The following is a 10,936-nucleotide window of genomic DNA, read 5'->3' as shown; positions in this document are numbered from 1 at the left end:
CAGGCTGCTGCCCAGCAGATCGAGGCTCTGCAATTCGACCCGGGTGCCCTGGAATTCGCGGTAGGAATCGCGCACCAGATAGAAATTGGTCACCAGCATCGGCACCAGAAACAGCACGCTGATCAGGCTGAACTTCATGCCGAAGCTCAGACGGTTCATCAGCGAGACGGCGGGATAGAGCAAGCTCTTCACTGGAAGTCTCCCTTGGTTTTTCTTGTTTTTATTGGCAGGCGCAGGGCGACAGCAGATAGCCACTATCGGGCGCTGTCTCTGTATAGCTCAAATCGGCGGGAGGTTTTGTAACTTAAGGTTAACGACTACGCTGCGCCGGTCACTGANCTTCACTGGAAGTCTCCCTTGGTTTTTCTTGTTTTTATTGGCAGGCGCAGGGCGACAGCAGATAGCCACTATCGGGCGCTGTCTCTGTATAGCTCAAATCGGCGGGAGGTTTTGTAACTTAAGGTTAACGACTACGCTGCGCCGGTCACTGACCTGTGGCGAGGGGATTTATCCCCGATGGGCTGCGCAGCAGCCCCATTAAGATATTGGGGCCGCTGCGCGCCCCATCGGGGATAAATCCCCTCACCACAATGAATCTCACGGGCGAGTATCAGTGAATCAAGACTGTCCACAAGGCAAACCCGGCATACCACAGCACTGCCGCGCGCAGCAGCAGTTCCCACAGGCAATCGAGGGTGTTGATGCCTTCAGGGCCGACCACCGGCGGCGGGATCTCGCCTGCTGCCAGACCGACCTTGTTGATCAGATGCGCGGCGCTGATGTTCCAGTTCAACAGCTCGTGCAACATCACCCGGCTGACCGCGACGAAGTTGCCAACCAGTGCAAGGCTGGCAGCCAGCAGGCGCACCGGCAACCAGTCAAAGGCGTGACGTAACTGGGCGGCACGTTCGGCGAGCGCCGGGTTCTGGCTGTTTTCTTCCGCCAATGCCAGCAAGCGATAAGCCAGCGCCGCCACAGGACCGAGCACGAAGTACCAGAAAATCACCGCGAAGAAGCTCTGATAGGCCTCCCATAACAGATGCCCCTGGACCCTATCCAGCAACTGCTCGCCGCTGTCGGCGCAGATGTCCAGATCACGCTTGGCCACATGCGCGGCCGCTTGCAGGTCTTCACGCCGCCAGGCGTCACGGAACGGCCCGAGTCCTCCGAGCAGATCACCGCGCCCCAGCGCATAAATCACCACCAGCAAATGCACCGGCAGCGCCAGCAAGCCGTAAGCGACGGGTTCCAGTACCACCAGCAACAAGGCAAGCAGCGCCACCGGCAGCAACACCAGAATGGTCAGCACCAGCCACGGTCGATTCGACAATCGTGGGCTGCTTTCGAGTTTGTGCAGCTCGCGGATCCATCCGCCATCGCGTTGAACCCGATGGCGCAAGGCCGAGAACTTCTCGATCCAGACCGCCAGCAGTAACACCAGAAAACTCATTGTCCTTCCTCTTGTGCCAGGGCTGCGCGGTAACGCGCCCAGTCGAATGCCGGGCCAGGATCGGTCTTGCGCCCGGGTGCGATGTCGCTGTGCCCGCAGATACGGGCGCCGGTGATGGCCGGAAATGCGGTTTGCAGCTGACGCGTCAGCGTGATCAGCGCCTGATACTGCGCATCGGTAAAGGGCAGATCATCGGTGCCTTCGAGCTCGATGCCCACGGAAAAATCGTTACAGGTTTCCCGGCCTTCGAACTTCGACACGCCCGCATGCCACGCCCGCTCCAGACAGGAGACAAACTGGGTGACGCTGCCGTCACGTTCGATCAGAAAATGCGCCGAGACGCGCAAGTCGGCAATCCCAGCAAAATAGGGATGCTCGGTGACATCCAGACGGTTCTGGAAAAATTCCTGCACCTTGCCGGTGGCGAACTGCGCCGGCGGCAGGCTGATGTTGTGGATCACCAACAGGGAGATTTCGCCCGCAGGGCGTTCATTGAAGTTGGGCGATGGGCAGACCTGCACCCCGTGACACCACCCGCTAGCGGGATCCAACTGCATACCGATTCCTTCAACGCCGACTGTGTTGGCGCCCAGTATGCCGTGATCGGCCCCCGGCGCGCGATCACTTGCCGCGATTGAGGCGCCGCAGATTGCCGAGCACCGACTCCAGCGCCCGATCAAACAGCAAGGTGTCATCCAGCGCCCGCACCGCGCCCCGGCGGAATTCAAGGGCCAGGTCGATGCGGCTGCGCTCCAGCACTTTCATCCCGGTACGATCGACAAACACGTATTTGCCGGTGGCTTCGATGACCGCCGCGAGCTTGCAGCGCAGGCTGTGCTCGTCGTCTTCCTGGAAGGCGACCCAACTGCCCAGACGCAGTTGCTCCACCTGACGCAGGCCGGGATCGTCATGCGCCAGGCCGCTGGCATTCAGCCCGACCGCGCCCTCATCGGCGCTGCGCAGGGTAATGTGCTGCGACACTTCAACCAGCGCCGGCGCATCGGTTGACGGCTCGGTTGAGGGCTCAAGCACCCGCACATGCAGCGCTTCCAGCTCGCTGAAAAATTCGCTGGTGGCGAACGGATCGAACGCCGAACTGCTCAGGCCATCACGCAATGATTTGAGCAAACCGGGCACCAGCGCCAGCAATCGCAGACCGGCGTCCGCCTCGTCATGACGCTGCACGCTCCAGATCAATTGTTCCATGGTCTGGACATCGGCCTGCCATTCAGCCGACTGGTCGCCATGCTTGAGGCACGTCAGCAGCAGTACTTTGCTCCACGCATCACGCACGAACATTACCACCGAAGGCGGCAGGACTTTCCCCAGCAGCGCCAGATTCAACACCTGCTCGACCCGCTGCCGGGCCAACTCGGTTTTCGCTCGCCCCTCCTCGGCATCGCGCAAACGCTGCTCAAGCAATTCGCTGCGCCGCCGCTCATCGCTGGTGAAGGCGAGGAAGTCTGCGAGCAATTCGGAGAAGATCGCCGGGTCGTCAACGAACTCGGTGAGCAGGCGCTGCACCACTTGTTCGATGCGCAGATACAGGCTGTCACGCGCCTCGCCGCTGCAATCGCCCCAGCCCATGGCGGCATCGGCGATTTCATTGAGCAGGCGTCGCGCCGGGTGGCTGCCACGGCTGAAGAAGCTTTTGTCGAGCACCGCCACTTTGAGCATCGGAATCTGCAAACGGGCGATCAACGCCTTGAGCGAATCCGGCAGGTTAGGGTCTTCGAGGATGCAGTCGAAGACCATCGCGATCAGGTTGATCACATCTTCATCCGCACCGTCGACGATGCGCGATTTGCCGCTCCTGACGCTGACCCGCGTCAGCAACTGTTCGAGCTGGTTGCGCAGGTCGAAGTCATCCTGCGCCGCCAGCGCCGGTACGTATTGCTGAAGATGCGAGAGCAGGCGCAGCAGATCGCGGGTACTGATCGGTTGCGTCGCGACGCTCGGCTCCAGGGTCGGCGCGACGCTGCCGCGCACGTGCAGGAGCAACTCCTGCAACGCGGCGAAAACTTCCTGTACGCCTTCGTCGGCGGGAGCCGGCTCGTCGCTTTCTTCGCTGCTGATGCTCGCTGCCGCACGCTCGACCGCGCGACGCGCAGGTGCCGGTTTCAACTCGGGCAGCACGCCAGTGGCGACCAGCAATTGATTGGCTTCGGCGTACAACGGCTCGGTGTCGGCCAGCACGTAGCGTTCGAACAGTTTGAGCAAGATCAGCTTGACCTTGATCTCCACCCCCAGGTTGCGCCCGGCTTGCAGAAAAAACTCGCAGAGCATCGTCGGCCCGAGCGGGTTGTGCTGGTTGTCGAAATTCTTGCCCAGCAATACGTTGAGCCGCGCAGTCAACTGATCGAGGGCAAAGCCGTCACGTTTGAGCACCCGACCGACCATGGTCTCGACCGCTACATTGCGCTCCATGTCGTCGGTCCGCGGTGCCGACTCTTCGAACATCAACGAATCGGGCAACGTGTGCTGAACGGGGTCGTACTGGATGAGGGCGACGAAGGCTTCGAAAAATTGTTCGAGAAACCCGCGCTCGATGTTTTTGCGTTTGAGGCGCAGGTCGCGCATGGCTTCGAAAAAGATGTTCTGTTCGACATCGTTGCGCGCCCGGTCGGCCATTTCGAACAGGGTGTCGTCGGCGTTATCGAACAACTCCTGCAAACCGTGGCGCAGTTGCTGGGCCGCCTTGTCGCGGACCTGAAGCAGAATCACAGGCAGGCGGGCGAGCGGCGAGTGATTCGCCTGATCGGTAGCGGCCTTGTGCAAAGGCACTACATTCCCGTCGTTGTGCATCCAAGCCTCCTGAAACGGTGATTCCACTGGGCAGATACCGCGCGATTCCCTGTGGGAGCGGGCTTGCTCCCACATCAGCGTCAAAGCCATGACGTCAAATGCAAGGCGGATTATCTTGCAAAACTTGTCGCGGGCGCTATAGCCATCAGGGTTTCCCCTATGCCTGCAACACCTTCCAGTGACCACGAGAAGCACTGCTTTGCTCACAGAAAACTGACCAGTTGCCGTCTGCCACGCGCTTTCTCGTCTTGGGTTGGCTCTCGCCATGCCCCTATAATCGGCGCACTTAGTTTGTGGAGCCCGTTATGCCGAATCTACGTCTCGCCGATCTGACCGCCGAAATCGAAGCCAACGTGCGCCGTGCGTTGCTCGAAGACGTCGGCAGCGGCGACATCACCGCGCAACTGATCCCGGCCGAACGTCTGGCCAAAGCCACCATCATTACTCGCGATGAGGCCGTCATCTGCGGCACGGCGTGGGTCGACACGGTGTTTCGCCAGCTCGATCCGCGCGTCGCGGTGCATTGGCAGGTGCGAGATGGCGAACGGGTCAAGCCCAATCAGCCGTTGTTTCACCTGGAAGGTCCGGCGCGTTCGTTGCTGACGGGCGAGCGCAGCGCGCTGAACTTCCTGCAACTGCTGTCCGGCGTGGCGACGCGTGCGCAGTACCTGGCGGACTTCGTGGCCCAGACCCAGGTCAAGCTGCTGGATACCCGCAAGACCTTGCCGGGCCTGCGTCTGGCGCAGAAATACGCAGTGACCTGCGGCGGCTGCCACAACCACCGCATCGGCCTCTATGACGCGTTTCTGATCAAGGAAAACCACATCGCCGCCAGCGGCGGCATCGCGCAGGCCATCGCCGCCGCGCACAAGATCGCGCCGGGCAAACCGGTGGAAGTCGAAGTGGAAAGTCTGGAAGAGCTGAAAGAAGCGCTGGCAGCCGGCGCCGACATCATCATGCTCGACGAGTTGAGCCTGGACGACATGCGCGAAGCCGTGCGCCTGAACGGCGGCAAGGCCAAACTGGAAGCCAGTGGCGGCATCAACGAAAGCACGCTGCTGCCGATCGCCGAGACCGGGGTCGATTACATCTCGATCGGTGCGATGACCAAGGATGTGAAGGCAGTGGACCTGTCGATGCGTCTGAGCCTCTGAGGCCCTCACGCCATAAAAAACGCCAGCCCGGTTAAGGCTGGCGTTTTTGCTTCAGACCACCAGATTGTTCATCTCGCAGTACTCTTCCCAATCGACGCCCAACACTTCGGCCGCCTCCTTGTGCAGTTCCAGACGCTTGGCCTCAAACTCTTCAGGGGTGCTGGTGTACTTGAGCGTCAACTCCCACGGCTGCAAGCCCTGGGCCTCGGCTTCGTCCTCGAACGCCCACTGGATCTGGTCCTTCTGCTCATCAGGACTCAGGTCCTTGATCTCTTCCAGCAGTTGGGGCGCATCGAGCTTGTATTTCTCCAGCGCTTGTTCGTGACGTTGCTCTTGAGTTAATTCGGTCATGGCGTTCTCGCTGATCGTAAGAATGGAGGATGGATCTGGATCATCAAGGATCTCTCTGACGCGGACTGTCCGGCCTTCGGAACCATTCGGGATCATCTGAAAACTGCTGGGCGATGCTCATGCAGGCATCGAATATAGGACGTTTGCATGACGAATTACACGGCTCTTTACATCTCTCGCACAAAAACTTGACCTGCGGAACATAAATCCGGATTTTGAATCATAGCGATGTGCTACTTCGGCACTCACTCTTGCTGTTCACAAGGAAAACCAGTGATGCGCAGCTTTTCGAAGAATTGTTCCGTTGTGTCTGCCAGTGCCTTGCTCGCCGCCATGCTGTTGCCGGCCAGCGCCATGGCGCTTGAATTGAGCAACAGCAGCTCATCCTATGGCGACAAGGTTTCGCTGATTCACAATGACTACGGCAAGGATGTTGTCATCAAAAGCGATATCAGCATTGATGAACTGCAAAAGATCCGCGATACCGTCCGCGATCAGTCACGCCAGATTGAAGAACTCAAACGCAGCAGCGGTTCGAGTTCGAACTCCAGCAGCAAGGAAATCGATGACCTGAAGAGCAAGGTCAAGGATCAGGATCGGCAACTGGATACCCTCGGACGTCAGGTCGAAGACCTCAAGCGCAACAGCGGCTCGAGCTCGAATTCCGCCAGCAGCGAGATTTCCAGCCTGAAGCAGAAAATCAATGATCAGGATCGCGCCATGGATCAGCTCAAACGTACCGTCGAGGATCTGAGCCGCAAAGTGAAATAAGGGAAGTGGTGCCCGAGACAGGAATCGAACCTGCGACCTTCGCGTTACGAGTGCGCTGCTCTACCGGCTGAGCTACACGGGCGGTGGGCTAAACCTAGCACCGGTCTCGGGCTGCGGCAAATTTGAGCATGTTTCTGCTGATTATCACTTGTGGCGAGGGAGCTTGCTCCCGCTGGGTTGCGCAGCGACCCCATGCTTTCTGAGGCTGATTTTTTACGACTGCTGCGCAGCCGAGCGGGAGCAAGCTCCCTCGCCACAAATGCGTTTATGGCAGACAAAAAAATGCCCCGCCGTTTTCACGGCGGGGCATTTTCATTGCGCTGAAGCTGGGGGCTGATTAAACGCCCGAAGCCTTGGCCGCTGCCACGTCTTTGATGGACAGCTTGATACGGCCGCGGTTGTCCACGTCCAGTACCAGCACTTCCACTTCCTGGCCTTCTTTCAGGATGTCGGTGACTTTCTCTACGCGAGCGTCGCTCAGCATCGAGATGTGCACCAGACCGTCCTTGCCCGGCAGGATGTTGACGAATGCGCCGAAGTCGACGATGCGCTCAACCTTGCCGACGTAGATCTTGCCGATCTCGGCTTCTGCAGTGATGCTCAGAACGCGCTGACGAGCAGCTTCTGCGGCATCCTTGGTTTCGCCGAAGATCTTGATCGAACCGTCGTCTTCGATGTCGATCGAAGCCTTGGTTTCTTCGCAGATCGCACGGATGGTCGCGCCACCTTTACCGATAACGTCACGGATCTTGTCGGTATCGATCTTCATCGCGATCATGGTCGGCGCGTTGGCCGACAGCTCGGTACGCGACTGACCGATGATCTGGTTCATCTGGCCGAGGATGTTCAGGCGCGCTTCCAGGGCCTGGCCCAGAGCGATTTCCATGATCTCTTCGGTGATGCCCTTGATCTTGATGTCCATCTGCAGCGCAGTAACGCCTTTGGCGGTACCGGCTACTTTGAAGTCCATGTCGCCCAGGTGGTCTTCGTCACCCAGGATGTCGGTCAGGACGGCGAACTTCTCGCCTTCTTTGACCAGACCCATGGCGATACCGGCAACCGGTGCCTTCATTGGCACACCAGCGTCCATCAGGGCCAGGGAAGCGCCGCAAACGGAAGCCATCGAGCTGGAACCGTTGGATTCGGTGATTTCCGACACGACACGGATGGTGTACGGGAACACGTCAGCGGCCGGCAGCATGGCCGAAACCGAACGACGGGCCAGACGGCCGTGACCGATTTCACGACGACCGGCGCCACCCATGCGACCACACTCGCCCACCGAGAACGGAGGGAAGTTGTAGTGCAGCATGAACGGGTCTTTTTTCTCGCCTTCCAGGGTGTCCAGCAGCTGTGCGTCACGGGCAGTACCCAGCGTCGCAACGACCAGAGCCTGGGTTTCACCACGGGTGAACAGCGCCGAACCGTGAGTCTTCGGCAGCACGCCGACTTCGATGTTCAGCGGACGTACGGTGCGGGTGTCGCGGCCGTCGATACGTGGCTTGCCGTTAACGATGTTTTCGCGAACGGTGCGGTATTCGATCTCGCCGAAAGCGGCTTTGACGTCGGCAGCCGAAGGCTGGCCTTCTTCACCGGACAGCTTGGCCACAACCTGGTCTTTCAGCTCGCCCAGACGTGCGTAGCGGTCAGCCTTGACGGTGATGGTGTAAGCCTGGGAGATCGCCTCGCCGAACTCGGCACGGATCGCGCCCAGCAGTTCGGTGGCTTCTGGAGCCGGAGCCCAGGTCCAGGTTGGCTTGGCGGCTTCAGCGGCCAGTTCCTTGACGGCGTTGATCACCACCTGGAACTCGTCGTGAGCAAACAGTACTGCGCCCAGCATCTGGTCTTCGGTCAGCTCTTTGGCTTCCGATTCAACCATCAGTACGGCGTCGGAAGTACCGGCGACGACCATGTCCAGGCTCGAAGCAGCTTGCTGTTCGTAGGTCGGGTTCAGCAGGTAGCCGGTGCTTTCGTGGAAAGCGACGCGAGCAGCGCCGATCGGGCCGTCGAACGGAATGCCCGAGATGGCCAGGGCAGCCGAGGTACCGATCATCGCAGCGATGTCCGGATCGGTCTTCTTGCTGGTGGAAACGACGGTGCAGACAACCTGCACTTCGTTCATGAAGCCTTCCGGGAACAGCGGACGGATCGGACGGTCGATCAGTCGGGAAGTCAGGGTTTCTTTCTCGGAAGGACGGCCTTCACGCTTGAAGAAACCGCCAGGGATCTTACCGGCAGCGTAAGTCTTTTCCTGGTAGTGAACGGACAGAGGGAAGAAACCCTTGCCTGGATCGGCTTGCTTGGCACCGACTACGGTCACCAATACGCTGACGTCGTCGTCAACGGTGACCAATACTGCGCCGGAGGCCTGACGGGCGATACGGCCGGTCTCGAGGGTAACGGTCGACTGACCGAACTGGAATTTTTTGATTACCGGGTTCACGGTGTCCTACCTTCTTTGTGGCTCTTGGGGGAACTGGTTTCTTGCGAAATTCTTGGGCAATGTCGGGAATCGGCCCGCTGACTGTCCGGGTAAAACGGTAGTGCAGATAAAACTTGAGGCTGGGAGCCTGCCAGCCACCAGCGGAAAACCGCTGATGCCTGACAGACAACCAACCTCATAGCGCAATCGCTGATTAGCGACGCAGACCCAGGCGGCCGATCAGAGCGCTGTAACGGCTCAGATCCTTGCCTTTCAGGTAGTCCAGCAGCTTGCGACGCTGGTTTACCATGCGGATCAGACCACGACGGGAGTGGTGGTCTTTACCGTTGGCCTTGAAGTGACCTTGCAGTTTGTTGATGTTGGCGGTCAGCAGTGCAACTTGCACTTCTGGCGAACCAGTATCACCAACAGCTTGCTGGTAGTCGGCAACGATTTGAGCTTTTTCTTGAACGTCGAGAGCCATGAGGCAATCCTTTTATCAGGAAACTGTTTCAAAAACAGTTTCAACAGGCCAGGGACAAATCCCTGTATCTATAAATGAGTAGTGACCGTGCCTGTTGACAGCCACACTCGCCGGCCTGCTATTACACAGACCGGTTTCCGGTCATTCTGACCGAATCAGTCGACGCGGCGCGATGCGCCCGTCTTCGCTCACTTCACCGATACCGATGAAGCGACCATTGTGATCCTGTACCCGTACCATGCCGAACTTCGGAGCATCCGGGGCACGTACCGGCTGGCCGTTGAGCCAGTAGAACGCACTCGCTTCGGAGAAGTGCAGCAGCGGCCAATCCTGCAGGCCGCTGTCCGATGGCATCAGGAAGCGGTCGACCGCTTCGTTGCCGCCTTCGGCATGTACCGCTTCCAGCTCTTCGAGGGTCACGGTCTGCGCCAGGGTGAAAGGTCCGGCCTGGGTACGACGCAGTTCCGCGACGTACGCACCACAACCGAGCTGCTCACCGATATCCTCCACCAGGGTGCGAATATAGGTGCCCTTGCTGCAATCCACCGCAAGACGCGCAGTATCGCCTTCGAAGGCCAGCAATTCCAAGCGCGCAATAGTAACAGAACGCGGTTCGCGCTCCACTACTTCGCCTGCACGAGCCAGCTTGTACAACGGCTGACCATCACGCTTGAGTGCCGAGTACATCGGCGGTATCTGACTGATTTGCCCGCGAAATTTCGGCAGAACCGCTTCGACATCGGCGCGACCAACGGTCACCGGGCGCTCCTGCAAAACCTCACCCTCGGCGTCCGCCGTGGTGGTGGTCTTGCCCAGTTGCGCGAGGGTTTCATAACCCTTGTCGGAATCGAGCAGGTATTGCGAGAACTTGGTTGCTTCGCCAAAGCACAGCGGCAATACACCGGTGGCCAACGGATCGAGGCTGCCGGTGTGACCGGCCTTCTCGGCGTTGAGCAACCAGCGAACCTTCTGCAACGCGGCGTTGGAGGTGAACCCCAGCGGCTTGTCGAGCAGGATGATACCGCTGACGTTACGACGGATACGTTTGACCTGAGCCACCGAATTACTCCTTGGTGTCTTCAGGTGCAGCGGCCACGTGCTGATTGTCCTCAGCCACGGCGCGCTCGATCAGGGCCGACAGGTGCGCGCCACGCACGACGCTTTCGTCGTAGTGGAAATGCAATTGCGGCACGCTGCGCAGCTTCATTTCACGGGCCAGTTGCATGCGCAGGAAGCCTGCGGCAGCGTTGAGCACCTTGATGCTTTGCGCGATGTCTTCGGCGTTGTCCTGCCCCATCACGGTGATGAAGATCTTCGCGTGACCGACGTCACGGCTGACTTCCACAGCGGTAATGGTGACCAGGCCGACGCGCGGGTCTTTGACTTCACGACGGATCAGCTGGGCCAGCTCACGCTGCATCTGATCGCCGATACGTTGGGTACGGCTGTATTCTTTTGCCATGATTTTGTTACCTGTTACTGCCCCACGGTGAAACCCG

The 10,936-nt window shown here is 59.4% G+C and carries 10 protein-coding genes, 1 tRNA gene and 1 pseudogene; 2 read left to right on the top strand and 10 right to left on the bottom strand.

Annotation, left to right across the window (positions count from 1 at the left end):
- From HXW87_RS07950 to HXW87_RS07935, 4 genes and pseudogenes are all read right to left on the bottom strand, one after another.
- Nucleotides 1-192: pseudogene (locus tag HXW87_RS07950) on the bottom strand (methyl-accepting chemotaxis protein); the annotation flags it as partial.
- 418 nt (nucleotides 193-610) lie between these two features.
- Nucleotides 611-1,450 carry a regulatory signaling modulator protein AmpE gene (ampE, locus tag HXW87_RS07945; protein ID WP_182404152.1) on the bottom strand — a complete coding sequence of 280 codons (840 nt, stop codon included), beginning with the start codon at nucleotides 1,448-1,450 and terminating at the stop codon, nucleotides 611-613.
- On the bottom strand, nucleotides 1,447-2,007 hold the full coding sequence (gene ampD / locus HXW87_RS07940) for a 1,6-anhydro-N-acetylmuramyl-L-alanine amidase AmpD (protein ID WP_047291187.1): 561 nt from the start codon (nucleotides 2,005-2,007) through the stop codon (nucleotides 1,447-1,449). The genes ampE and ampD overlap by 4 nt, the downstream gene beginning before the upstream one ends.
- Before the next feature lie 64 nt (nucleotides 2,008-2,071).
- A complete protein-coding gene (locus HXW87_RS07935) occupies nucleotides 2,072-4,255 on the bottom strand; it encodes a DUF1631 domain-containing protein (RefSeq protein ID WP_239778716.1) in 2,184 nt (727 codons plus the stop codon).
- Between the two features lie 305 nt (nucleotides 4,256-4,560).
- Between HXW87_RS07935 and nadC the strand changes: the two genes are divergently transcribed.
- Nucleotides 4,561-5,409 (top strand): carboxylating nicotinate-nucleotide diphosphorylase, encoded by an 849-nt coding sequence (gene nadC / locus HXW87_RS07930; RefSeq protein WP_003221558.1) that lies wholly within the window; start codon nucleotides 4,561-4,563, stop codon nucleotides 5,407-5,409.
- A gap of 51 nt (nucleotides 5,410-5,460) precedes the next feature.
- Here the strand turns inward: nadC and HXW87_RS07925 are convergent, their stop codons facing one another.
- A complete protein-coding gene (locus HXW87_RS07925; protein ID WP_041066817.1) occupies nucleotides 5,461-5,760 on the bottom strand; it encodes a DUF6388 family protein in 300 nt (99 codons plus the stop codon).
- Between the two features lie 276 nt (nucleotides 5,761-6,036).
- On the opposite strand from HXW87_RS07925, the gene HXW87_RS07920 reads away from it, so the two are divergent.
- Complete coding sequence (locus HXW87_RS07920; RefSeq protein ID WP_121183658.1) at nucleotides 6,037-6,531, top strand: hypothetical protein; 495 nt, start codon at nucleotides 6,037-6,039, stop codon at nucleotides 6,529-6,531.
- 6 nt (nucleotides 6,532-6,537) lie between these two features.
- Here HXW87_RS07920 and HXW87_RS07915 read toward each other — a convergent pair.
- The 5 genes from HXW87_RS07915 to rbfA form a co-directional block, all read right to left on the bottom strand.
- Nucleotides 6,538-6,613, bottom strand: a tRNA-Thr gene (locus tag HXW87_RS07915).
- Between the two features lie 255 nt (nucleotides 6,614-6,868).
- Entirely contained in the window at nucleotides 6,869-8,974 is a 2,106-nt protein-coding gene (pnp, locus tag HXW87_RS07910) for a polyribonucleotide nucleotidyltransferase (RefSeq protein ID WP_007961443.1), read from the bottom strand.
- 193 nt (nucleotides 8,975-9,167) lie between these two features.
- Nucleotides 9,168-9,437 carry a 30S ribosomal protein S15 gene (rpsO, locus tag HXW87_RS07905; RefSeq protein WP_003221553.1) on the bottom strand — a complete coding sequence of 90 codons (270 nt, stop codon included), beginning with the start codon at nucleotides 9,435-9,437 and terminating at the stop codon, nucleotides 9,168-9,170.
- Nucleotides 9,438-9,578: 141 nt separating this feature from the next.
- Nucleotides 9,579-10,496, bottom strand: coding sequence for a tRNA pseudouridine(55) synthase TruB (truB, locus tag HXW87_RS07900; protein ID WP_024011571.1), 918 nt, complete (start codon nucleotides 10,494-10,496; stop codon nucleotides 9,579-9,581).
- A 4-nt stretch (nucleotides 10,497-10,500) separates the two neighbouring features.
- A complete protein-coding gene (gene rbfA, locus HXW87_RS07895; RefSeq protein ID WP_007961438.1) occupies nucleotides 10,501-10,899 on the bottom strand; it encodes a 30S ribosome-binding factor RbfA in 399 nt (132 codons plus the stop codon).
- Nucleotides 10,900-10,936: the final 37 nt, after the last annotated feature.

Source organism: Pseudomonas sp. Y5-11 (assembly GCF_022368695.1).
GTDB lineage: Bacteria > Pseudomonadota > Gammaproteobacteria > Pseudomonadales > Pseudomonadaceae > Aquipseudomonas > Aquipseudomonas parakoreensis.
This window is presented reverse-complemented; position numbering and strand designations above follow the sequence as displayed.